Annotated in this window: 20 protein-coding genes; 19 read left to right on the forward strand and 1 reads right to left on the reverse strand. The window is 40.2% G+C overall.

Annotated features, from left to right (window positions below):
- From H4075_RS11275 to rhaM, 5 genes are read left to right on the forward strand one after another with little or no spacing between them, the layout of a single operon-like run.
- Positions 1-1,443, forward strand: a complete 1,443-nt coding sequence (locus H4075_RS11275) for a glycoside hydrolase family 28 protein (RefSeq protein WP_255460172.1) — start codon at positions 1-3, stop codon at positions 1,441-1,443.
- Between the two features lie 42 nt (positions 1,444-1,485).
- Positions 1,486-3,405 carry a rhamnogalacturonan lyase gene (locus H4075_RS11280; protein WP_327059375.1) on the forward strand — a complete coding sequence of 640 codons (1,920 nt, stop codon included), beginning with the start codon at positions 1,486-1,488 and terminating at the stop codon, positions 3,403-3,405.
- Between the two features lie 12 nt (positions 3,406-3,417).
- Positions 3,418-4,200, forward strand: a complete 783-nt coding sequence (locus H4075_RS11285) for a rhamnogalacturonan acetylesterase (protein ID WP_182800953.1) — start codon at positions 3,418-3,420, stop codon at positions 4,198-4,200.
- A gap of 22 nt (positions 4,201-4,222) precedes the next feature.
- On the forward strand, positions 4,223-5,002 hold the full coding sequence (locus H4075_RS11290; RefSeq protein WP_182800954.1) for a rhamnogalacturonan acetylesterase: 780 nt from the start codon (positions 4,223-4,225) through the stop codon (positions 5,000-5,002).
- A 21-nt stretch (positions 5,003-5,023) separates the two neighbouring features.
- Positions 5,024-5,338: an L-rhamnose mutarotase gene (rhaM, locus tag H4075_RS11295; protein WP_182800955.1), complete on the forward strand. Its 315-nt coding sequence runs from the start codon at positions 5,024-5,026 to the stop codon at positions 5,336-5,338.
- A 12-nt stretch (positions 5,339-5,350) separates the two neighbouring features.
- On the opposite strand, the gene H4075_RS11300 is transcribed toward rhaM, so the two are convergent.
- Entirely contained in the window at positions 5,351-6,067 is a 717-nt protein-coding gene (locus H4075_RS11300; RefSeq protein ID WP_182800956.1) for an NUDIX hydrolase, read from the reverse strand.
- A 159-nt stretch (positions 6,068-6,226) separates the two neighbouring features.
- Here H4075_RS11300 and H4075_RS11305 point away from each other — a divergent pair, with 159 nt between their 5' ends.
- The 14 genes from H4075_RS11305 to H4075_RS11370 all read left to right on the forward strand — a co-directional run bounded on the left by H4075_RS11305 (position 6,227) and on the right by H4075_RS11370 (position 25,890).
- Positions 6,227-7,837: an alpha-N-arabinofuranosidase gene (locus H4075_RS11305; protein ID WP_255460173.1), complete on the forward strand. Its 1,611-nt coding sequence runs from the start codon at positions 6,227-6,229 to the stop codon at positions 7,835-7,837.
- A gap of 9 nt (positions 7,838-7,846) precedes the next feature.
- Positions 7,847-9,847: an alpha-L-arabinofuranosidase C-terminal domain-containing protein gene (locus H4075_RS11310; protein WP_182800957.1), complete on the forward strand. Its 2,001-nt coding sequence runs from the start codon at positions 7,847-7,849 to the stop codon at positions 9,845-9,847.
- A 6-nt stretch (positions 9,848-9,853) separates the two neighbouring features.
- On the forward strand, positions 9,854-10,858 hold the full coding sequence (locus H4075_RS11315) for an arabinan endo-1,5-alpha-L-arabinosidase (RefSeq protein WP_182800958.1): 1,005 nt from the start codon (positions 9,854-9,856) through the stop codon (positions 10,856-10,858).
- A 33-nt stretch (positions 10,859-10,891) separates the two neighbouring features.
- Positions 10,892-11,998 carry an aldose epimerase family protein gene (locus tag H4075_RS11320; protein WP_255460174.1) on the forward strand — a complete coding sequence of 369 codons (1,107 nt, stop codon included), beginning with the start codon at positions 10,892-10,894 and terminating at the stop codon, positions 11,996-11,998.
- Between the two features lie 17 nt (positions 11,999-12,015).
- Positions 12,016-13,722, forward strand: coding sequence for a ribulokinase (locus H4075_RS11325; RefSeq protein ID WP_182800960.1), 1,707 nt, complete (start codon positions 12,016-12,018; stop codon positions 13,720-13,722).
- 3 nt (positions 13,723-13,725) lie between these two features.
- Positions 13,726-14,427, forward strand: a complete 702-nt coding sequence (locus H4075_RS11330) for an L-ribulose-5-phosphate 4-epimerase (protein ID WP_182800961.1) — start codon at positions 13,726-13,728, stop codon at positions 14,425-14,427.
- Between the two features lie 57 nt (positions 14,428-14,484).
- A complete protein-coding gene (araA, locus tag H4075_RS11335) occupies positions 14,485-15,975 on the forward strand; it encodes an L-arabinose isomerase (protein WP_182800962.1) in 1,491 nt (496 codons plus the stop codon).
- 77 nt (positions 15,976-16,052) lie between these two features.
- Positions 16,053-17,795 (forward strand): sodium:solute symporter family transporter, encoded by a 1,743-nt coding sequence (locus H4075_RS11340; RefSeq protein WP_182800963.1) that lies wholly within the window; start codon positions 16,053-16,055, stop codon positions 17,793-17,795.
- A 100-nt stretch (positions 17,796-17,895) separates the two neighbouring features.
- Positions 17,896-18,549, forward strand: a complete 654-nt coding sequence (locus tag H4075_RS11345; protein WP_182800964.1) for an HAD family hydrolase — start codon at positions 17,896-17,898, stop codon at positions 18,547-18,549.
- Between the two features lie 215 nt (positions 18,550-18,764).
- Positions 18,765-19,928, forward strand: a complete 1,164-nt coding sequence (locus tag H4075_RS11350; RefSeq protein WP_182800965.1) for a hypothetical protein — start codon at positions 18,765-18,767, stop codon at positions 19,926-19,928.
- A 208-nt stretch (positions 19,929-20,136) separates the two neighbouring features.
- Entirely contained in the window at positions 20,137-20,892 is a 756-nt protein-coding gene (locus H4075_RS11355; protein ID WP_182800966.1) for a CHASE2 domain-containing protein, read from the forward strand.
- A 221-nt stretch (positions 20,893-21,113) separates the two neighbouring features.
- Entirely contained in the window at positions 21,114-21,941 is an 828-nt protein-coding gene (locus H4075_RS11360; protein WP_182800967.1) for an Imm26 family immunity protein, read from the forward strand.
- Positions 21,942-22,081: 140 nt separating this feature from the next.
- Positions 22,082-24,442: a PSD1 and planctomycete cytochrome C domain-containing protein gene (locus tag H4075_RS11365; RefSeq protein ID WP_255460175.1), complete on the forward strand. Its 2,361-nt coding sequence runs from the start codon at positions 22,082-22,084 to the stop codon at positions 24,440-24,442.
- Positions 24,442-25,890: a DUF1501 domain-containing protein gene (locus H4075_RS11370; RefSeq protein ID WP_255460176.1), complete on the forward strand. Its 1,449-nt coding sequence runs from the start codon at positions 24,442-24,444 to the stop codon at positions 25,888-25,890. Before H4075_RS11365 ends, H4075_RS11370 begins: the two co-directional genes overlap by 1 nt.
- The last annotated feature ends 118 nt before the right edge of the window (positions 25,891-26,008 follow it).

Here is a 26,008-nt window from a genome sequence, read left to right on the forward strand (position 1 = left end):
ATGACTATAAGTAAGCAAAGCAGTTTTTCCCTTCTCTTTTTGTTTGTAACACTTACAACATTGGCGCAATCATCTGCTGCACCTGAGTGGACAAAGAAGGTCGGTGCACGAAGTTTTCCTGCAGGTAGAATTATTTATTACGTGAACAGCTACGGAGCCGTGAGCGATACCGTAACAGTTAATACAAAAGCCATTCAAAGCGCCATTGATGCCTGTGCTGCAAAGGGTGGCGGTATTGTTGCGTTTAAACCTGGCACTTATGTTACGGGCGCTATCTTTTTAAAGAACAATGTGCATTTGCGGATTGATAAAGGCGTGTTGATCCTTGGTTCACAAAACTTCGATGACTATCCGGATATGGATACACGTATTGCCGGGCTCGAAATGAAATGGCCTGCTGCATTGTTCAATGCGTTGAATGTTAAGAATGTGGCGATCACCGGCGATGGCATTGTAAACGCAAGAGGTAAATTCTGCTGGGATAAGTATTGGGAGATGCGAAAAGAGTATGATAAGAAAGGTTTGCGTTGGATCGTTGATTATGATGCAAAACGTGTACGTACATTATTAGTTCAAAATTCATCCGATGTTTCCATCAAAGGATTAACGTTTAAGAACGCCGGTTTCTGGACAGTACAATTATTGTATTCTTCTTACTTAACTGTTGATGGCGTTGTCATTAAAAATAACGAGGATGGAAGCGGCCCGAGCACTGATGGTATTGATGTGGATTCATCGAGCTGGGTGTTGATCGAGAATTGTGATATTGATTGCAACGACGATAACTTTTGTTTAAAAGCAGGTCGTGATTGGGATGGGCTTCGTGTAAATCGTCCAACAGAATATGTAGTGATCAGAAAATCCATTGCACGAAGAGGAGCAGGGCTTGTAACCTTGGGCAGTGAAACATCAGGCAGCATCCGTCATATTTATTGTACCGATCTCTACGCAAAAAATACAGACAATGGGTTACGAATAAAATCTGCCACCACACGTGGCGGAACCATTGAAGATATCTACTTTGTGAATTCTGTGTTGGATTCAGTACGTAACGCCTATCAATTCAATTTAAACTGGTATCCTGCCTATAGTTATTCAGAACTCCCAAAAGGTTATACCATGGAGACTGTACCTACTCATTGGAAATCGATGTTGCAGAAAGTAACGCCTGCAGAAAAAGGAACACCTTATGCAAAGAAATTCATCATCCGGAATGTAAAGATCAGCAATGCGCAAAAGGCATTTGAGATAAATGGTTTGCCGCAATCGTTGCTGGAAGATTTTCAGTTCATCAATTCGTTTATTTCTGCAGGAACAATTGGTACCATGGAATACACGAAAGGCTGGAAGTTTATCAACACAACCATTGATATTTCAACCAAACCTGTTGAAAAGAAAAAAGAACCCACAGGGATCGAAGAACAGGAGCGTCTAAAAGGATAGTTTGGTAATTGATAATTAGAAAATTGATAATTGAAATATGCAATGAAAAAATATTCCCCATCAGTTAGTCATTCACCATTCACCATTTACCATTCACGTTTTTTGTTGGTGCTCATTGCTTTCTTTGCGATGCTCAGTACACGGGCACAATACCAGATGGAGTTTCTTACACGTGGAGTGCATGCTGTGCCGGCGGGCAGTGGAAAAGTATTTGTGAGCTGGCGTTTGCTGGGAACAGAAGATAATAGTCTTGCATTCAATCTCTACAAAACTGTAAATGGCAAAACCAGTAAGCTGAATAAAACTCCATTGCTTAAAGCAACAGGGTTTACTGACGAAGCTGTTGATACAACTGCAGTGAATATCTACACTGTAAAAGCGATCATCAAAAAAAAAGAAGAAACAAAAGGCGAATCGTTTACACTTGCTGCAAATGCAAAACCATACACTTCAATTCCATTAAAAACGCCAACAGGCTATTCTGCGAATGATGCCAGTGTGGGTGATGTAGATGGTGATGGTGTGTATGAAGTGTTTATTCATATGGCTGGCAGGGGAAAAGATAATTCACAAGCTGGTGTTACTGATCCACCCATCATTCAATGTTATAAACTGGATGGAGCATTTTTATGGGAGATCAATCTCGGAAAGAATATTCGTGAAGGAGCACACTATACACAGTTCATGGTGTATGATCTTGATGGAGATGGTAAAGCAGAGATCGCTATGAAAACTGCTGATGGCAGTATTGACGGTAAAGGCAACGTGATTGGTGACAGTACAAAAGATTATCGTAACGAACGTGGATATATTTTAAGTGGCCCTGAGTTTCTCACTGTGTTCAACGGACAAACAGGTGCTGCTATTTCAACAGTGAGCTATGATCCGCCACGTCATCCATCATCTCTCAATCCAACAACTGATGAATTGAAGACGATCTGGGGTGATGGTTATGGTAACCGCATGGATCGTTTTATTGCAGCTATTGCATATCTCGATGGCAAACATCCATCCTTGGTGATGTGTCGTGGATATTATACAAGAACCGTATTGGCAGCTTGGGATTTAAAAGGAAATCAATTAGTTAAGCGTTGGGTGTTTGATAGTGACACACCGGGTAATAAAACATATGCAGGCCAAGGAAATCATAATATCAATGTATCGGATGTTGATGGCGATGGAAAAGATGAGATCATTTATGGACAAATGACGATTGATGATAACGGGAAAGGATTATACAGCACAGGTATTGGTCATGGTGATGCATTGCATACGAGTGATATGGATCCCGAGCGTCCGGGTTTGGAAGTGTTCGGCATACAGGAAAAGTTTGGTGATGCAGGTGCAAATTTCCGTGATGCAAAAACAGGTGAAGTGATCTGGAAGAAAGCATCGGTGAAAGCTGGTGAAGATGGGGAAGGCCCTGGTCGTGGTTTGGCATTGGATATTGATCCACGTTATCCCGGCTTTGAATGTTGGGTAGCGGGTGCAGGTATCACCGGTTTGTTTGATAACAAAGGAAATAAGATCGCAGAAAAAACGCCGCCCTGTAACATGGGTATTTATTGGGATGGCGATGCATTGAGTGAAGTGTTGAACGGAGTAAACATCAGCAAGTGGGATTATGTAAACAGTTCAATGGTAAAATTATTTGATGGAAGAGATTTCGGTTGTGTAAGTAATAACGGAACAAAAGCAAACCCCTGTTTAAGTGCTGATCTGTTTGGTGATTGGCGGGAAGAAATTATCTGTCGCACGACTGATAGTAAAGAGTTGCGTATTTATTCAACTTCTATTCCAACAGAAATTAAATTGTATACGCTCATGCACAATCCGCAATACCGTTTAAGTATTGCCTGGCAGAATGTGGCGTACAATCAACCTCCGCATGTAAGTTATTTTATCGGCGAAGGAATGAAAATGCCGCCTAAGCCGAATATTACAATTATTACAAAAAAATAAAACGGGCAGCACATGAAATGGATCAAAGCAAATGCAGATGTAGTACGATTGCTGTTATTATTTTTTGTAATGACCTCTTTTATTGTTAGCAATCATAAACCAACCATCTATATCATTGGTGATTCAACGGTTCGTAATACCAATCGTCCGCAATGTGGTTGGGGTGAAATGATCGGCGAGTTCTTTGATTCAACACAGATCAATATCAGCAACCAGGCAATGGCTGGCCGCAGCACAAGAACCTTCATAAAAGAAAAACGTTGGGATAAAGTGATGTCAACACTGACAGAAGGTGATTATGTAATTATGCAGTTTGGACATAATGAAGGCAGCAAGCCTGATACTTCACGTGGAGGTTATCGTGGAGTGTTAAGAGGAACAGGCGATGAAACCGTTTCGCTTACATGGATGGATAGCAGTGTTGAAGTGGTTCATACGTATGGATGGTATTTAAAGAAGTTTATTCGTGATGCAAAGAGTAAAGGTGCAAGACCAATCATTTGTTCGATGATTCCACGCAATCAGTTTGCAGATGGCAAAGTGAAACGTGCCAACAATGATTTTGGAAAATGGGCGAAGGAAATTGCAGAAAGCGAAGGTGTTTTCTTTATCGACTTAAATGCAATTACTGCTGATAAGTATGATTTGTTGGGGCCTGATCAGGTAAAGAACTTATTTCACGGCGATCATACACATACAAATGTTGATGGTGCAAAGATCAATGCGGCGTCTGTTGTGCAAGGTATTCGCAACTTAAGTAATGAATTGCCTCTTGTAAATTATTTAAAAAATTAATTACAGAATATAAATTTGAAGTATGAAATTAAGTAAGCTGTCTGCACTTATTGTTATTCTTGGAATACTATCGTTTACGATGATGCAAAGCAAGCCTGTATTTTATATCATTGGCGATTCAACCGTTCGTAATGGTGATGGCAGTGGAAGAAACGGGCAATGGGGCTGGGGTAGTTTTATAGCTGAGTATTTTGATACAACAAAGATCTCTGTTCAGAATCATGCCATCGGTGGTCGCAGCAGTCGTACATTTATTACTGAAGGTCGTTGGGAAAAGATCACTGCTAATTTAAAGAAAGGCGATTATGTAATTATGCAGTTTGGGCATAACGATGCAAGTCCTTTAGATGATACGGCACGTGCAAGAGGAACGATCCGTGGCATTGGCAACGACAGCTCTGAGATATGGAATCCTATTCGTAAGGTAAAAGAAACAGTGTATAGTTACGGAGCGTATATGCGCAGGTATGTACGTGAAACAAAAGCAAAAGGAGGAATTCCCATTGTATGTTCGTTGATACCACGCCATAACTGGAAAGATGGAAAGGTGAATCGCTCAAAAGATAATTATGCCTTGTGGGCACAGCAGGTCGCTAAGGAAGAAGGCGCTTATTTTATTGACCTCAATGAGTTAATTGCAGACAAGTACGATCAGTTAGGTGAAGCAGAAGTAAGCAAATACTTTCATGGCGATAAAACACATACAGGACTTGATGGAGCTAAGATAAATGCTGAGATTGTGATACAGCAATTGTTGAAACAAAACCCGGGTGAACTTTCACGCTTTATCGTAAAAAAATAATCAATACAAAAACTGCCAGATATGCCACGCATTGCATCACGCATGAAAATATTCAAGGGCCAGGAAGAAGAATACAAACGTCGCCATGATGAACTCTGGCCCGACCTTGAAGAATTGCTCCATCAAACAGGTATCAGTGATTACAGTATTTTCTTAGATGAATCAACTGGTGATCTGTTTGCTGTATTGCAAGCCGAAGATCCCGCAAAGCTCAGCGATCTGCCCAATCACCCCGTAATGCAAAAATGGTGGGCTTACATGAAAGACATTATGGAATCAAATCCGGATAACTCGCCGGTGAGTACCCCGTTAAAGGATGTATTCTATATGAAGTAATTAAGGAACAGATTATTTCTCTACTTCCAAATGATTATTCAGATTGGGAATGAATTTCAGCACCGCATGGAAATTCTTCTTGTAATGTTTTTTATCAAGCTTATAATAAAAGGCGCCTTTCTTTGAATTTGTTTTGTCCTTGTCTTTTTGTTTGATCAACAAACCTGTTGAAATGATCTTGCGGCTGAAGTTGCCTTTATCAAAATTTGTTTCATACACATCTTCAAACAAACTCTGCAACAACGGTAAGGTGAATTTTACAGGTAACAATTCAAACAGCAGGGGATGTAAGGCTGCCTTATATCTTAATTTCTCTCTTGCCATGGCTACCATTTGTGAGTGATCAAAGATCAGCTCAGGTATTTGATCGAGCTGAAACCACTCAGCATGATATTCTTCACTGATCTGTTTTTCATACTGGTGAATATCAATCAAAGCGAAATAAGCAACTGAAATCGTACGCTCAATCGGATCTCTGTCTTTTGCTGAAAAAGTATAAAACTGTTCGAGGTAAACTCCGTCAAGACCGGTCAGTTGTTTTAATACACGTTTAGCTGCCTCGTCGGTACTTTCTGCCGGCTGCACAAAACCACCCATTAAACTCCAATGGTCTTTTTTAGGCTCGAGGCCCCTTTTTATTAATAATATCTTGAGTTTATTACCATCAAATCCAAAAATGATACAGTCAACGGCAACAAGCAAGCGGGTCTGGTTTTGATACTTCAGCATGGCTTCGAAGTTAAGGAAGTAGGAATGAGGATAAAAATAAATGTAAAAATGACAATTACTATCAAAAAAGTATTTATTTTCATTTTTTAAACCAAAAGGCTTCCGGCCAACTGCTGAAAAAGTGCTGATCAGCAGGGAGGCTTTCAAAAACTTGCTAAAATGATTGTTGCCATTTCCAAAAGAATGTATGCTGCCTGCAGTACGCCCCGGTTTAATGCGCCAGGGAACTTCATTAAAACTTTATTCGTATTCGCTCTTGTACTGACGCATCACACTATCAGGGCGCAGAACTCTGTTGTTATCAATGCCGATTTAGGAAAAGACAAGATCAGTAAACATATCTATGGTCACTTTGCCGAACATTTAGGAACCTGCATTTACGGAGGCTTTTATGTAGGTGATACCAATAAGGTGATTCCCAATACAAATGGTGTACGAAACGATATTGTGGATGCATTAAAGAAATTAAAAGTGCCGAATCTTCGCTGGCCCGGCGGTTGCTTTGCTGATACCTATCATTGGAAAGATGGTGTTGGTCCTAAAGCAAATCGCCCCGCAATTGTAAACCGTTGGTGGGGTGGTGTTACTGAAGATAACAGTTTTGGTACACACGATTTTCTGAACATGTGTGAGATGATTGGGGCTGAACCCTATCTCGCAGGAAATGTTGGAAGCGGAACTGTACAGGAACTTTCTGATTGGGTACAATATGTAAATGGTAAACCTAATACAAGTCCTATGACTACATGGCGTGTAAAAAATGGCCGTGAAAAAGGATGGAATGTAAACATCTGGGGCGTTGGAAATGAAGCATGGGGTTGTGGTGGAAATATGAAGCCCGAGTATTATGCAAATATCTACCGTCAGTACGCTACTTATATGTCTGACTTTGAAAACGACGCTAAAAAATTCAGAGTAGCATCGGGTGCAAACGGAAATGATTACAACTGGACGGAAGTATTGATGCGTGATATTCCACATAATATGATGGAAGGTGTTGCATTGCATCATTATGCTGTGATTAATTGGAACCAAAAAGGTCCGGCAAGAGATTTTACCGAACAACAATATTTTGCTACCATGAGATCGGCCTGGCGCATGGAAGAATTTGTTACCCGCCATAGTACCATCATGGATAAATATGATCCGAATAAACGTGTGGCCCTGGTTGTTGATGAGTGGGGTGGATGGTACGAGGTGGAGCCTGGTACAAATCCCGGATTTTTATTCCAGCAGAATACAATACGGGATGCGATGATTGCAGGTATGACTTTGAATATTTTCAATAATCATGCTGATCGTGTACGCATGGCTAACCTGGCACAAACGGTAAATGTGTTGCAGGCGGTGATTCTTACAAACCAGGAGAAGATGCTGCTTACGCCCACTTACCATGTAATGGAAATGTACAATGTGCACCAGGATGCTACAATGCTGCCCCTGCAACTAAAAACAAATGATTATGTTTTGGGCAATGAAAAGCTGCCTGCAGTTTCTGCATCTGCTTCAAAAGATAAAAACGGAACAGCCCATGTATCACTTGTAAATATTGACGCATCAAAACCACAGACCGTAACAATTGATGTGCGTGGATTAAATATCAAATCTGTTTCAGGAAGAATTCTTACTTCAAAAAAACTGCAGGATTATAATTCATTTGATCAACCAACAAAAATTCAGCCAACGGCTTTCAACGGTGCTAAACTGAATGGTAATTCATTAGAAGTTCAGTTGCCTCCTTTTTCAGTTGTTGTTCTTGCCCTTAAATAATTTTTATCGATGCAGCATCAATTCAATAAACTATATTCAAAGAGAGTGATCATTGCGATAGCAGCAGTGCTCATTCTCTCGTCAAACTCATTTGCTCAGCAGAAAAAGACATTCATTATTAAAGCCAACCAGCCGGCTGCAACTATACAACCTACCATGTGGGGCGTATTTTTTGAAGACATTAATCTTGGTGCTGATGGTGGTATTTATGCAGAACTCATCAAGAACCGTTCATTCGAATTCTTTAAGCCACTTATGGGTTGGAGAGTTGATCAGAAGCCTTTCGTTGAGGGTGCTGTTACTGTGCAAAACAGGCAGGGAGCAAATCTTCCTAATCCCCGTTTCTTACGTGTGCAATTAAACAATGCAGCAAAAGGGAACCTGAGCATGACGAATGAAGGTTTCCGTGGAATGGGTATTAAAAAAGATCTGCGTTACGATTTCTCTGTGATGTATCGCACTGCAGGGAATATTAAACTGCATGTTGAATTACTGAATGCAAAGAATCAGGTGATCGGCAACAGTGTTGTTGATGCAACAGCAACCGGAGATGCGTGGAAGAAATTAGCAAAGAGTTTTCAATCAACTGACACAGCACAAAAAGGTCAATGCAGAATCTGGTTTGAAGGAACAGGCACAATAGATCTTGATATGATCTCTTTGTTTCCGGAAGACACCTGGAAGAAACGACCGGGTGGAATGCGTGCTGATATGATACAGATGCTGGCAGATATGAAGCCCGGCTTTATCCGTTTTCCCGGCGGTTGTATTGTTGAAGGCTTTGATCTGTCGAACCGTTATCAATGGAAAAAAACAATCGGGCCAATAGAAGAACGTCAGCTCATCATGAACCGTTGGAATATTGAATTCCCTCATCGTTCTGCTCCTGATTATTTTCAAACATTTGGTTTAGGTTTCTTCGAATACTTCCAGTTGTGTGATGATATTGGTGCAGAAGCATTACCCATTCTCAACTGTGGAATGGCTTGTCAGTTTAATTCTGCTGAGTTGGTGCCGTTAGATCAACTTGATCCTTACATACAAGATGCATTGGATCTCATTGAATTTGCCAACGGCGATGTAACAACTACATGGGGTAAGAAACGTGCAGAGATGGGACATGCAGCTCCATTCAATTTAAAATTTCTTGGTGTGGGTAATGAAAACTGGGGCCCGCAATACATTGAACGTTTAAAGATTTTCCAAAAAGCAATCAAGGAAAAATATCCAAACATTAAAATAGTTGCAAGCTCAGGTACAGGACCAGATGGTGATCGTTTTGAATTATTGAATACAGAATTGCGTAAGATGAATACCGATCTGATCGATGAACATTATTACCGCAGTCCGGAATGGTTCTTCAGCAGTGTAAGACGTTACGATAATTATCCTAGGACAGGTTCAAAAGTATTTGCAGGTGAATATGCTTCACATGTTGATAAAACAAACGGCGCACAACGTAACACCTGGCTGGCAGCTATCAGCGAAGCAGCGTTCATGACAGGTTTGGAAAGAAATGCAGATGTAGTGAGCATGGCATCATACGCACCATTGTTCTCACATATTGATGGATGGCAGTGGGCGCCGGATATGATCTGGGTTGACAATCTCCGTTCATATGGTTCACCTACTTACTATGTTCAAAAACTGTTCTCCTTAAATAAGGGTTCAAAAGTTGTTCCGCTTACGTTGAACAATGATGTTGTGGCCGGACAGGATAGCTTGTATGCATCATCAGTGATTGATGCAGCAACAAATGAACTGGTGATCAAGATCGTTAATGCATCAAACAAAGAGCAGGCAACTGTTTTATCTGTTGAAGGCGTGAAGAAATTAGTAGCACAGGGAAAGTTAACGGTTTTGCAGGGAAGCAGTTTAACAGTCGTGAATTCATTCGATCAACCAACACAGGTTTCACCGAAAGAATCAACCATCGCTATTAAAACGAAGAAGATTGATTACACAGCAGCTCCTTATTCATTCTCAGTATTAAGAATAAAACTGCAGTAAAAAATAATGAAGTGTTTTGCAACCATAATATTTGTCTTAGCTGTGTTGTTTGCAACTGCGCAGGGCAGGGGCGATTCTGTCGGCACCATTAAACCAACACGCCAGACTGGTGTGCATGATCCTGTAATGATCAAAGAAGGAAGCACGTACTACTTGTTTTGTACTGGCTTTGGTATTTCTGTTTTCTCATCAACCGATCTGCAAAACTGGAAAAAAGAAAAACCTGTTTTCGCTACCGCACCCCAATGGGCTGTTGATGCAGTGCCGGGTTATCGTGGTCACACATGGGCGCCCGATATCAGTTATTACAATGGTAAATATTATCTCTACTATTCTGTATCAACATTCGGAAAGAACGGTTCGTGTATTGGTGTGGCAGTGAATAAAACTTTGAATCCTTCATCACCCGATTTTAAATGGGAAGACTTAGGGAAAGTGATTCAGTCTTTTCCCGGGAAAGATCAGTGGAATGCAATTGATCCCAATCTCATTGTTGATGAAAAGAATGTTCCCTGGTTAAGCTTTGGTTCATTCTGGAGCGGACTTAAACTAGTAAAGCTGAACAGCGATCTCAAAACGCTTGCTCAACCTGAGCAGGTAGTTTCAATTGCTGCAAGAACAAAAGGCAGCGGAACTGATTCTTCAGGTGGCAATGCCATTGAGGCGCCGTTCATTTTCAAGAAAGGTGAATACTACTATTTGTTCGCTTCATGGGATTATTGTTGCCGTGGCGAAAAGAGCAATTACAAAGTAGTAGTGGGAAGAAGTAAACAGGTAACAGGCCCATATCTTGATAAAAATTCTGTAACTATGACCTCTAATGGCGGCACGCTGGTACTCGAAGGCGATGCTAAGGAATGGTTTGGTGCAGGACATAATGCGGTTTATCATGTTGATGATAAAGACTACATTGTTTATCATGGATATGATGCACTGGATAAAGGACGATCAAAACTATTAATTAACGAACTCGCCTGGGATAAAGAAGGCTGGCCAACATTAAAAAAATAAAACGATCATATGAATTTCAAAAAACTATTATTGATGACAACAATTACAACTGCTGCACTCACATCATGTGGCGATGGCGCTGAAAAGAAAAGCGAAGAATCAACAAATGAAAAAGTAACAAAAGTTGCATGGGGTGAAGCTGATGGCAAACCGGTTGACCTGTACACATTAACCAATGCAAATGGTGTACAGATCAAAATCTCAACGTATGGTGGAGTTGTTACATCATGGGTTACGCCTGATAAAGCTGGTAACAAGAGTAATGTCGTGTTAGGTTTCGATAGCTTGAGTGGTTATTTGGCTAAGCCTCCTTACTTCGGTGCCATCATTGGCCGTTACGGAAACCGTATTGGTAAAGGAACATTTAAGATCGATACAACAACGTATCAACTTGCAACCAACAATGGTGAAAACCACTTGCATGGCGGTAACAAAGGATACGATAAAGTAGTGTGGGATGCAAAAGCTGCTGACAGCACTGCGTCGTTGACACTTACTTATTTAAGTAAAGATGGAGAAGAAGGTTATCCCGGTAATCTCAACATCACCGTTGTTTATACACTCACAGATGATAATGAGTTATTGATCGATTATACAGCAGAAACTGACAAAGCAACTGTTGTGAATTTAACCAACCACAGTTATTTTAATTTAACTGGTGATGTAAACAATACCATTCTTGATCATCAACTGCAGATCAATGCCGATAAATATACACCTGTTGATGCAGGATTAATTCCAACAGGTGAATTGAAAGATGTAAAAGGAACTCCCTTTGATTTCTTACAACCACACAAAATTGGTGAACGTATTGCAGCGGTTGATGGCGGTTATGATCACAACTTTGTATTGACACGCAAAGGAAGCGATCTTGAACTGGTTGCAACATTGAGTGATTCAGTAAGCGGTCGTAAGCTGGAAGTATTCACCACTGAACCGGGTTTACAATTCTATTCAGGCAACTTCTTAGATGGCACAATCAAAACAAGTGATGGTAAATCAATCAATCTCCGCACAGGACTTTGTTTGGAAACACAGCATTTCCCTGATTCACCAAATCAACCAACGTTTCCATCAACCTTATTGAAGCCAGGTGAAAAATATCATACCGTAACCAAGTACAAAATTTCCGTTAATTGATTTTATAAAGTGAAATTATGAGTAGTGAAGCGTCTTATGTAATTGGTGTCGACTATGGATCAGATTCAGTACGAACAATTATTGTGAACACAGCAAACGGTGAGGAACTTGCTTCATCAGTGTTTTATTATCCCCGTTGGAAAAAGCAGTTATACTGCAACATGAATGAGAATCAGTTCCGTCAGCACCCCTTGGATTATGTGGAAGGTCTGGAGGTAACCATTAAAGAATGCGTAGCGAAGGTTGGCGCTGATGTTGCTTCAAAAGTAAAAGCGCTTTCTGTTGACACAACAGGATCAACACCTGTTGCAGTTGATAAAACTGGAACACCGCTTGCATTAACTCCCGGTTTTGAAGAGAATCCCAACGCCATGTTTGTGTTGTGGAAAGATCATACCGGTGTTGGTGAAGCAGCCGAGATCAACGCACATGCAGAAAAATTTGATACCAACTATTTACAATTTGTTGGTGGTATATATTCTTCTGAATGGTTTTGGGCAAAGCTCCTGCGTGTATTACGTGCAGATGAAAAAGTAAGAAACTCTATTTATTCATTTGTTGAACATTGCGACTGGATTCCTTTCTTATTATCCGGTGGAACAGATGTACATGCAATGAAACGTGGTGTATGTTCTGCAGGTCATAAAATATTATGGGCAAAAGAGTGGGACGGACTTCCTCCCAATGAATTCTTTGCATCATTAGATCCATTGCTTGATGGTTTTACTGATCGATTGTTCAAAGACACTTATCCTGCTGATCAATCAGTAGGAACTATCACGAAAGAATGGGCAGCCCGTTTAGGTTTGCCTGAAACTACAGTGATCGGTGTTGGTGCTTATGATGCACATATGGGTGCAGTGGGTGGACAGATCGAACCCTATTACTTAAGTAAAGTAATGGGTACATCTACCTGTGATATGATGGTGGCACCGGTGAAAGATGTGGAAGGAAAACTCATCAAAGGTATTTGCGGGCAGGTACCCGGTTCTGTTATTCCCAGTATGATCGGGTTAGAAGCCGGTCAATCCGCATTTGGTGATGCTTATGCCTGGTACAAACGTTTACTTACATGGCCGTTGCAACAGATACTATCGAAATCAAGTTTAGTTGATGATGATACAAAAGCAAAACTCATCAACGAGACTGAAGATGCAATCATTCCGCAATTAAGCAAGCTGGCAGAACAATTAGAAATTGATGAACATAGTGAACTGGCAGTAGATTGGTTCAACGGAAGAAGAACACCCGATGCCAATCAATTACTCACTGCTTCTATTACCGGTCTTGATTTAGGAAGCGATGCAGTGCGTATGTTCAGAGCAGTTGTTGAATCAACTTGTTTTGGTGCAAAAGCAATTGTAGAGCGTTTTGTAGAGCAGGGGATTCCTGTGAAAGGGTTGATCGGTCTTGGTGGCGTTGCAAAAAAATCTCCCTTCATTATGCAGATGATGGCTGATGTAATGAACATGCCCATCAAAATTCATAAATCAGAACAAACCTGTGCATTTGGCGCAGCCATGTTTGCTGCAACTGTTGGTGGTGTGTACAGCAAAGTGGAAGATGCCATGCAGGCTATGGGACAGGGGTTCGATGCAGAGTATCATCCTAATCCTGATCGTGTAGCGGTTTACCAGCACCGTTATGAAAAGTATAAAGAAGTTGGTGCGTTCATGGAAGCGCAAACAAAACAACAAGTAAGTGTAGAATCATTAACAGCATAATTCATGGGAAAGTATAGTCACATACAAGAAGAAGCATACGAAGCAAACATGCAGTTGCCCAAATTAGGGTTGGTGCTGTTCACCTTCGGCAATGTAAGTGCAGTCGACAGAAGCTTAGGTGTATTCGCCATTAAACCAAGTGGTGTTCCTTACGAAGATCTGAGTCCAGATAAAATGGTGATCGTTGATTTTGATGCAAACACAGTTGAAGGTTCGTTCCGTCCTTCATCCGATACAAAAACACATACCGTGTTGTACAAGCATTGGGAAAAGATCGGCGGCATTGTGCACACGCATTCAACTTATGCAACAGCATGGGCACAATCGCAACGGGATATTCCTATTTTCGGTACAACACATGCAGATTACAACACGGTTGATATTCCCTGTGCTGCGCCTATGAGCGATGACATGATCAAAGGCAATTATGAATACGAAACAGGTTTTCAAATTCTCAATTGTTTTAAAGACCGTGGATTGAGTTATGAAGAAGTGGAAATGATTTTAGTGGGCAATCATGCTCCGTTTACATGGGGTAAGAATGCAGCGAAGGCAGTGCATAACAGTGCAGTACTTGAGTTTATTGCACAAACATCATTATTGACCGAGCAGATCAATCCATCAGCACCACGTTTAAAAGATTCAATTCGTCAAAAACATTACGAACGTAAACACGGGCCTGATAGTTATTACGGGCAAGCATAAACTATTCTGTTCTTATTACAAGCAAACATTTAATCGATCACAGATATAATTAATAAAATGAAAGCGTTTAAAAATTTAGAAGTATGGTTTGTTACAGGCAGCCAGGACCTGTACGGAGAAGAAACATTAAAGCAAGTAGCAGCACACTCGCAGGAAATTGCAGGTTCACTCAACGATGCTGCTGTTATACCGGTGAACGTTGTGTTCAAACCAACAGTAAAATCATCAGAAGAAATATATGCTATCTGCGCCGAAGCAAATGCAGCCACCAATTGTATCGGCATCATTACCTGGATGCATACGTTTTCACCAGCTAAAATGTGGATCAGAGGATTGAATATTCTTCATAAACCATTACTTCATTTACATACACAATTCAACCGTGATATTCCATGGAGTGAAATAGACATGGATTTCATGAACCTCAATCAAAGTGCGCACGGCGACAGAGAGTTTGGTTTCATCGCCACACGCATGAAGGTGAAACGTAAAGTAGTTGTTGGTCATTGGCAGGATCCGAATGTATTGGATCGTATCAACACATGGGCAAGAGCTGCAGCAGGGTGGAACGATTCGCAAGGTGCACGCATCGTTCGTTTTGGCGATAACATGCGGTATGTTGCTGTTACCGATGGTGACAAAGTGGAAGCTGAAATGAAATTCGGTTACAGTGTAAACACACACGGCATTGGTGATCTGGTAAAAGTGATCAATGAAGTAAGTGATGCTGATGTAGATAAACTCACAGAAGAATATTTTGATACTTACAATGTCGTTGCCTCATTGAAGAAGGATGGTAAGCAATATCAATCACTTCGTGATGCTGCAAAGATTGAATTAGGGATGCAGTACTTTCTTGAACATGGAAATTACAAAGGCTACAGCGATACATTTGAAGATCTGCATGGCATGAAACAATTGCCGGGTATTGCTTCACAACGTTTGATGGGCAAGGGTTATGGTTTTGCCGGAGAAGGCGATTGGAAAACAGCAGCACTTGTACGCACCATGAAAGTGATGGGCACAGGTTTGAAAGGTGGTAACAGTTTCATGGAAGATTATACGTATCACTTCGATCCAAAGAACCCATTGGTACTTGGCTCACATATGCTGGAGATCTGCGAAAGCATTGCTGATGGAAAAGCGAATTGCGAAATTCATCCATTAGGAATTGGCGGCAAAGAAGATCCTGTGCGTTTGGTGTTTAATGTTGCAGCAGGTCCTGCGTTGAATGCATCAATCGTTGATATGGGTAACCGCTTCCGAATGTTAGTTAATGAAGTGGAAGCAGTAGCGCCTGTTGCTGATCTTCCAAAACTTCCTGTTGCAAGGGTTTTATGGAAGCCATATCCAAATATGAATGATGGCTGTGCAGCATGGATCTTAGCTGGTGGAGCACATCATACAGGCTACAGCCAGAACCTTACATCAGAGCATATGGAAGATTTTGCGGAGATGGCAGGTATCGAGTATGTCCGCATTGGTAAGCAGACCGACCTCTATCAATTCAAAAATGAGCTACGTTGGAATCAAGTTTTCTATAAGTAGACCATTCAATTGTTTTTATTCATAGATTTAAATCTTTTATATAGCCATCCTATTTTTTCAAAACGTAAAACTTGCTAATGAACAGTTTATCAGGCTTAGACATTCTCATCTTCGTTTTTTATTTCATTCTTGTTGCCGGTTACGGTTATTGGGTTTACAATAAAAAGAAGAAAGCCACCATCTCCGCATCACATGATTACTTTTTAGCTGAAGGTTCACTTACATGGTGGGCAATCGGTGCGTCGTTAATTGCTTCTAATATTTCGGCTGAGCAATTTATCGGCATGAGTGGTAACGGTTATTTTGTTGGTATTGCTGTAGCAGCTTACGAATGGATCGCTGCATTGGCATTGATCATCATTGCTGTTTGGTTCATGCCGGTATATTTAAAGAATAAGATCTACACCATGCCTCAGTTTTTGAAAACGAGGTATAACGAAACGGTGTCGCTCATCATGGCCATCTTCTGGTTGTTTTTATATGTATTCGTAAACCTTACTTCTATTTTATATTTAGGAGCGATCGCTATCAGCGGATTGATCGGGCCAGAATATTTACATACTGTAATGATCGCCCTCGCTGTGTTCTCACTCATCATTACATTGGGTGGTATGAAGGTGATCGGTTACACTGATGTTATACAGGTTGCTGTATTGATCATCGGTGGTTTTGCAACCATTTATTTTGCATTAACCATTGTGAGTGAAAAATTTGGTTTGGGCAGAGATGCAATGGCAGGTTTCAAAACATTAATGGATCAGGCACCGGATCACTTCCACATGATCTTAGATAAACCAACTGCTGCATCATCGCAGGAAGATGTCAACAAGTATTTGATCTTACCTGGTATTGCCATGTATTTCGCAGGTCAGTGGATCGTGAATCTGAACTACTGGGGTTGTAACCAATACATCACACAAAGAGCGTTGGGTGCTGATTTAGATACTGCACGTAAAGGAATTTTGTTTGCAGGATTCTTAAAGTTATTGATGCCGATCATTGTAATGTTGCCGGGTATTGCTGCTTATGTGTTGCACAAGAATGGTCATCTGGAAGGATTGAGAGGAATGGATGATGCATACTCTGCAATTCTTGGTTTCTTACCATCAGGGTTAAAAGGTTTGGCCATTGCTGCATTAACTGCTGCCATCGTTGCATCACTTGCAGGCAAGCTGAACAGTATTGGTACCATCTTTACATTGGATATTTATCTGAAATACTTCAGGAAAAAACCTGCGGCAGATCCACATGCTCCCGCTATGGATGCTGCTCCAACTCCTGTATATAATGAAGGGGAAGAGAAGAACATGGTTTGGGTTGGCAGAATGGCTGCATTGGTATCGATCGTATTAGCTGTAGTGTTTGAATGGAAAGATCTGTTAGGTATCAGTGGTGAAGGTGGCTTCACATTTATTCAGAAGTATACCGGCTTTATCAGCCCCGGTGTATTTGCCATGTTCATACTCGGTATGTTCTGGAAACGTACAACAGGTGCCGCTGCAGTTGCAGGTTTAATCACAGGCTTTGTAATGGCTATCTTCTTTAACAGCTTTGCTGTAACCGTATTTGGTCATGAAACATTGATGTACACCGCTTTCAAAAACAATGATGGTGTGTATGAAATTCCATTCCTGATCAATATGGGATGGGCCTTCTTTATCACCATGGCTGTCATGATCGGTATCAGTCTTACCGGACCGAAGGTTAATCCAAAAGCATTTGAACTGGATAAGTCAATGTTCAAGTTGAAACCTTCTGTTATTGCCATGATCGTATTTACATTGCTTATTCTTACAGCATTGTATGTGAAGTTCTGGTAAAATAAAAGTTGAACAGTTTATATAAACGATCGCTCATGTAAAAATCTTTTGTTGATTTGCATGAGCGATCGTGTTTTTAGTAAGTGATAAAAAAGAAAAGATGAGTGATAAGAAAGCATTTTTATTTGATTTGAATGGAACGATGATCGATGATATGCACTATCATATCAAAGCATGGCATGGCATATTGAATGAGTTAGGTGCAAATATTTCCATGGAGCGAATGAAGGAAGAATGTTATGGTAAAAATGATGAACTGCTTGAACGGATGTTCCCCGGCCGTTTTACGGAAGAAGAGAAACAGGTGATGAGTCTTGAAAAAGAAAAGCAATACCAGCAGCAGTTCAAGCCTTATTTAAAATTGTTACCTGGTTTGGATGCGTTTCTTGCAAAGGCAAAACAAAATGATATTCCAATGGCAATTGGCTCAGCAGCCATCATGTTCAATATAGATTTTGTGTTAGACAATCTGCATATCCGTGATCATTTTTCTGCATTGGTGAGTGCCGATGATGTGGCGGTAAGCAAACCCGATCCTGAAACATTTTTGAAATGCGCTGAACGATTAAGCGCTCAACCTGCCGACTGTATTGTATTTGAAGATTCACCAAAAGGAGTGGAGAGTGCAAAACGTGCAGGTATGAAAGCAGTGGTGTTAACGACTATGCACGAAGAATATGAGTTTGATGGATTTGACCACGTGTTGATGTGCGTGAAGGATTTTAAAGATGAACGATTGCGTTCACTGGTTTAAGGTGGAAGGTTTAAAGGGAAGCTGTTGTTTGTTGAAATGAATATACAGTTATTGGCGTGAATAAGCGCTTATGAGATGGTATTGCACGGTTATGTTTTTTTTGCGGATTGTACTAACAACAATACAAAAAGTTGAACACTAAATTATTGATTTTCAAGCACGATTTTTTTATGATATAGCGTCTTATATCATATATATTTGTGTTGGCTGATATTATGAAGACCCTACTTTCAATAACATTTTTGCTGCTCTTTGCAAGTTGCTTTGGACAGACAAAGCTCCAAAAACTTATTGCCGCAGAGTACAGAGTTGACAGCCCAAGAGTTGGAAACTTTACATATCTCGTTTCATACAACTTTGCAAATGGAGTTTTACTTTCAAAAGACACAATTCTTGGTGTCCCTACAAATAGAAAAGGTATAGCAGGCTCATATGTTCGGTACGACCTTGGAAAAAATTTTATTTACAAGAACAGGTTTGTAATATCAGGTATTGGAAATGTAATTGACATTAAGACTAAGTCATTGGTTATGGAAGAAAGTGACGACTTTATTTCAGCACATGGCGACACTTTAATATTTCACAGAGATAATATATTTACTGGAACAGGCTATCTAATGCTGGACTTAAGGTCAAGAAAATACAAATTTATCAATCAGGATGAAATGGATAAGGACAAAGACAGGAGAAGTTCCCCAGATAAATTGCATTATCTCTCTATAGACCAATCAAAAATTCCGTACAAAATATGGCTTCATAAACTAGACAGCAAAAAGGTATTGGTAGTCACCGATGCGGGGCATGGACCAAACATTATGTATTCAAGTCAATTCCCTACAATTGAAACTCATTGGATAAATAATCATGTCTTTCTTTACGTAATTCATGAAACAAAATTTGACAGTGAGAAGAAAGACTATTCAAAAGTGACGCTTCGCAAGTATGATATTAACACTAATTCGGACACAATGTTCTTTATTCTTGATACAGTTAATAATGGAAAAACAAATGGAAGGTTTTTTACAGATGAAATTGGTCAGTTAGTTTACAGAAGTAGTGGTTGGTCTTATCACTTGGTTGACACTTTAAAAAATGTTTTAAAAGACTATCCTTTTTACGAATTAGGTTTTGGCTTTTCAACAGCAAACAAGTCCGACAATGATGGAACTATATTAAAATACAATAATTCAGAAATAGCAAAGTATTGGTGTTCAAATGAAGTGGTTGGAAACGGAGTTATTGCAATAGAGTTTGGCGACATCGGTTCAAACCTTGCATATCCAAAAGGAATAATGACCTGGTCTAACCAGACAAAAAGTTGGACAACAACAGTAATTCCTTGGCTTTCAAAAATAATTGGCTGGGTGGACGAAGAATAACATCAGCCAACAAAAGTATTTGCAAAAGCAGGGCTGGACCATGTAACATCAGCTATGTGAAGACATCGGCAGCAGTTCGGGCTCGACGTTCAATGTTCAGCTTTAGTTCATAACTTCAAGAACATATTTTCAATTAGGCATTTGTACCGGGCTTGACAATCAATAAATTCCCTGCCTTCGAAAATACTCGAACGTTGTATGCCATTTTATGACAAGAGTTCCCATTTATCTAATTTTTATTTTTTCATTTTTTCTGAATTGTAAAAATCCTGTGCCAAAGGTCAACTTAGTCGGGTCGGCTGACCCAGACATTGTTCTAGTAAATATTGAGGATGGTAACAGAGAGTTTATCAGCAAAATATTATTGAAGATTGACAGTCTTAAACCAATTTTAATTGGTATTGATGTTTTTTTTATTAGCAAAAAGACGCCACAAGAAGACTCAGCCTTAATCAATTCATTGCAGAAAGTATACAATGACATTCTGATTTACGGGTTAGGCAACAATAACCCTTTTGAACATTCAGATTCAGCATTTACACAATACGTAACTGACGAAGGGTATCTTAAATATGACCGTACGCTTAGTCTAATCAGTAATATGACACCTTTGCCCAAAATAGAGAATACGGTTCATGAATCATTTGCCTATAAAATCGTAAAACATTGGAAGCCGGACTTTAAGTTAGACATAAAAGAAAATCAACAAATACCGATTAATTACCAACGGACTCTTGACAAATATTTAAAACTGGATGGCTCTCTCTTAATTGGTACAAACATTGACAATTTTGAATTGAAAGATAAAATATTCCTTGTGGGTTATATTGGCCCAGGAAGAGAAGACAAATACTCAACTCCTTTGCGATTCGTCGGAAAAGAACTTGAACATGACGAGCCAGACACATATGGACTTGTGATAATTGCAAATGAGATAAGGACATTACTTGATTATAAAAAGTAAAAACAGGCATACAACAGACGCATTTGTGCTATTGGGGTGCGACGCAAAGCGTCGTTCAACTTCTGTACGCTGTTCAGCTTTTTGTCCCAGCTTGACATTTACTATTGAGCAACAGAATATATTTTCTACTTTAGTTCTTCGTTCGGCAGTCGCTGCCGGGGGCGACGAATAGATGAAGCCCCCAACAGCACAAATGCCTTGACGTTAGCAGCAATTGTAAAATGACACAGCATCAATTTCAAGTCGGACCAATTAAGGTTAATCTACCTGACGAAAATCAAAATTATTTTTCAATTTTTCACGACTTAGCTGAATTATTTGAAGACGAGTTTCAAAGTGACGCTGTAAAAAAATTACGGAGCAAACTAAAAAATGTTAAGCCAAAGGCTTCTATTGAGTATGAAGCTGACAACACACATATTACAACATCAAACGCTGACACTTTAGTTGTAGTAATTACTGCAATCGAAGAACTTGCGACAGAAAAATTTAAAGTTTCATTTCAACAGCTTGACACCGTACAAATAACCGAACTTCTCAAAGCTGCTAAAAAGAACAGACCTAAACCTAAGGAATGGCAAACAGGAGATGTGTTTTCAATTCCTTTGTTAAATGACACATTCGCATTCGGACAAGTTTTAGACAAAAAATACTGCACTTGTGCTTTGTTCAATTTACAATCAGACAGTTCAACTTTGACAGAAGAACAATTTAAGAGACTGCAGCCCATTTCAATTCTTCATTTATCAAACGGCGACTTGTTAAACAATGGACATTGGAACATTCTTTATAATCAAACCGTGACGCTTAACCCAAGTAGCGGAAGTGGTGGAAGGTTTGGTGACATTGGAAGTTCATCATATGGACAATGCAAAGCTATGACAGACTTGGCTAATGCTTATTGGGGACTTGAACCTTGGAACGTAATGTATCGTGAAGATTATTATGACCAACTCTTGTTAAAAGGTTTGACACGACCTAAGACCGCACATGTTCTTAATGAGGCAGATAGGAAAACGTTTAGAAAAGAAAAGTTCGGGGTGGAGTAAGCTGACGAACAACATGCTGCTAACATTGGTATTGCCAATAGAATACTCCATCATTTCATCCCAATTGTCTATTTTTCAACTTTCTTAAAAAAATTAATTTGCGTTACATTTGGCGAGGATAACCAATCATCAGAACGATCATGATTGATCGCTATCCTTCAAAAAGCTATACGATTGCCATGTATAAAAAGACTATCTGGACAATAGTAACTATTTGTTCCATTCTACTGTTAGCTGCATCCTGCTTTCGCAGTAAGGGCAGCGATGTTTCTTCAATTCCAAAAACTGTCAGCTACAATTTTCATATCCGCCCCATTCTTTCCGACAAATGTTTTAAGTGTCATGGTCCTGATGGTAACAAACGGGCTGCAGGTTTGCGTCTTGACATTGCCGACAGTGCTTTCGCACCACTCAAAGAAACAAAAGGTGCTTATGCATTAGTTGCAGGGGATCCAGAAAATTCGGAATTGTATAAGCGCATCATTTCAACTGATCCCGAATACATGATGCCCGAACCCGAATCGCATTTGGGTGCTTTAAGTGAGCATGAAATAAACCTGTTTAAAAAATGGATCGAGCAAGGTGCAAAATATGAATCGCACTGGGCATTTGCCTCCCCAAAGAAAATTCCGCTTCCAAAAATAGATGATAAGGATCGTGCAAAAAATGAGATCGATTATTTTATCCTGAGCAAATTGGAAGAACAGGGTCTTGCACAAAATGAAGAAGCTGATAAGGAACGTTTATTAAAACGAATTGCACTTGATATAACCGGCTTGCCGCCATCAATTGAGATGATGGACAAATTTGTAAATGACAAAACTGAGTTCGCATATGAAAAAATGATCGATGAATTGCTGGCTAGTCCACAGTATGGTGAGAAGATGGCTGTGCACTGGATGGATGTTGCCCGCTATGCAGATAGCTACGGTTACCAGGATGATAATATACGGTCGCAATGGCCATGGAGAGATTGGGTGATCCATGCATTCAATAAGAATCTTCCTTATGATCAGTTTCTTACCTGGCAAATTGCAGGTGACATGTTGCCCGAAGCAAATAAAGAGCAAATACTGGCAACAGGATTTTTCCGTAATCATAAGTATACAGAAGAAGGTGGTGTGATTCCTGAAGAATATCGTGTGGAATACCTCGTCGATAAAACAAAAACCTTTGGTAAAGGAATATTAGGCATCACAATTGAATGTGCACAATGCCACGATCACAAATACGATCCATTCTCTCAAAAAGATTATTACTCCTTCCTTGCTTTTTTCAACAACACAAAAGAAGCAGGATTTGAAGGTGATGTAAGTGCATCAAAACCGGCAAAGAATCCAATACTCACTATCAGTGCAGAAGAACGGAAAAATATTCTCTCATTCATCAATACAAAAGATACCGGTAACCTTACTGTGTCTGTAATGGGCGAAAGAGATACACTGCGTAAAACTTTTGTGTTGAACCGTGGCGTGTACGATCAACCCGGTGAAGAAGTGAAAGCTGCAGCTATTCCTGCCGTAATGAAATTCGATACAAGCAAATTTACACGTAACAGGATCGGGCTTGCCCAATGGACAGTGAATAAAAGCAATCCGCTGACAGCAAGAGTTTTTGTGAACCTGATGTGGCAGGAATTCTTTGGAAGAGGCTTGGTAAAAACTTCCGGTGACTTTGGTATGCAGGGCGAGCTTCCTTCTCATCCTGAATTACTCGATTGGCTGGCGGTTGATTTTATGGAGAACGGATGGAACGTAAAACGATTAGTGAAACAGATATTAACATCAGCAACCTATCGTCAGTCAGCAAAAGTTTCAGAAGAGCAATTGAAGAAAGATCCGGAGAATGTTTATTTAGCAAGAGGTCCACGTATCCGTTTAAAAGCAGAGTTCATTCGTGATCTCTATTTATCCAGCAGTGGATTACTGGTAAAAACAATTGGCGGGCCAAGTGTGAAACCCTATCAACCCAAAGGTCTTTGGGAAGCTGCCACTTCAGGAAGAGGCGTACTAGCAGTATACAGACAGGATCATGGAGATGATCTGTACCGCAGGGGGCTGTATACATTTATTAAATTAACGGTACCGCCACCGGGTATGACCATGTTTGATGCCAGCAACCGTGATCAATGCGAAGTGAAGCGGTTAAAAACAAATACACCATTGCAGGCATTGATCATGATGAATGATCCCGCTGTACTGGAAGCATCAAGAGTGCTTGCACAAAAATTAATGCTGGATCAATCGGCAGTAGCTGATAAAATAACAAAAGCTTTTCGACTGATCGTTTGCAGAAAACCATCAGCCAAAGAAGTAAGTATACTGGAGAAGTACTACAACGAACAGCTGCAATTATTTCAACAGAAAAAATCTGATGCAACGATCATATTGAAGGCAGGTGAATATCCACAGAGTAATCAAGTGGATAAAAATAAATCTGCTGCGTTGATGAAAGCCATCAATACCATATTCAACATGGAAGAAACAATTACAAAAACCTGATGATGGAAAAACAAATTCTTGAACATGGTTTAAATCTAAACCGTCGCCGTTTTTTATCAAGACTTGGAATGGGCATTGGTGGTATGGCATTAGGCTCATTACTTGTTCCTGATATGCTTGGTGGTAATACGGAAGAAGCAATACTTGCCGGCTTGCCTCAATTTGCACCGAAGGCCAAGCGTATTATCTATCTCTTTCAAAACGGAGCGCCATCGCAATTAGATCTGTTTGATTATAAACCGATGCTGGAAAAAATGCATGGACAGGATCTGCCTGCATCTATCCGCATGGGGCAACGCTTAACAGGTATGACGGCCGACCAGGCAAAGTTTCCGTTAGCAGGAAGTTATTTTCAATTCAATCAATACGGACAAGCCAGAGCATGGATCAGTGATCTGCTTCCGCATACTGCAAGAGTGGTAGATGATCTCTGCATCATACGCAGTATGCATACCGAAGCAATCAATCATGATCCTGCATTAACTTTTTTTCAAACAGGAGCGCAGGTAGGTAACCGGCCAAGTATGGGTTCATGGCTTAGTTATGGCTTGGGAAGTGAGAATAAAAATTTACCTGCTTTCTGTGTGTTACTTTCAAAAGGAAAGGGAAATGGCCAGGGTGTTTATTCGAAATTATGGTCGAATGGTTTTCTTGATTCCGTTCACCAAGGTGTACAGTTTAGCAGTGGTGACAATCCGGTGTTGTATCTCAACAATCCGGATGGAATAGATAAAAATGAGCGGCGCAAGATGTTGGACAACCTTGCTGAACTAAACCAGGAAACCTATAAAGAATTTGGTGATCCGGAAATACAGGCAAAAGTGCAGCAATACGAAATGGCTTATCGTATGCAAACATCGGTACCTGATATAACCGATCTAAGTAAAGAACCGGAAGACATTATAAAATTATACGGACCCGATTGTTTAACTCCCGGTACTTATGCAGCAAACTGTTTGCTTGCACGAAAACTCTCTGAAAATGGTGTTCGCTTTGTGCAATTATATCACCAGGGTTGGGATGGGCATAACAATCTGCCAAGTCAGATAAAAGGCCAATGTGCTGATGTTGATAAAGCATCGGCAGCGCTTATTACCGATCTGAAGCAACGAGGTTTGCTCGATGAAACATTGGTGATTTGGGGTGGAGAATTTGGTCGCACAAATTATTGCCAGGGGCCGTTAACGAAAGAAGATTATGGTCGTGATCATCATCCACGCTGCTTTACCATCTGGATGGCAGGTGGTGGTGTAAAGCCCGGTGTGTATGGTGAAACAGATGAGTTTGGTTACAACATTGTAAAAGATCCTGTACATGTGCACGACTTTCATGCAACAGTGCTTCACCTGATGGGTATGAATCATGAACAACTTACATTTAAACACTTGGGCAGGCGTTATCGGTTAACTGATGTAGCAGGGAATGTGGTGAAAGGATTGATTGCCTAAAGCAGGAAGACAGAAGTACGATTTACGAAGTACGAGGTACGTACTTCCAACTTCGCAGTTCGTACTTAGAACAACACGAATAGATTTAAATCAAGAAGAGCAAATCATACTTAAAAAA

It is taken from the genome of Lacibacter sediminis (assembly GCF_014168535.1).
Taxonomy (GTDB): Bacteria; Bacteroidota; Bacteroidia; order Chitinophagales; family Chitinophagaceae; genus Lacibacter; species Lacibacter sediminis.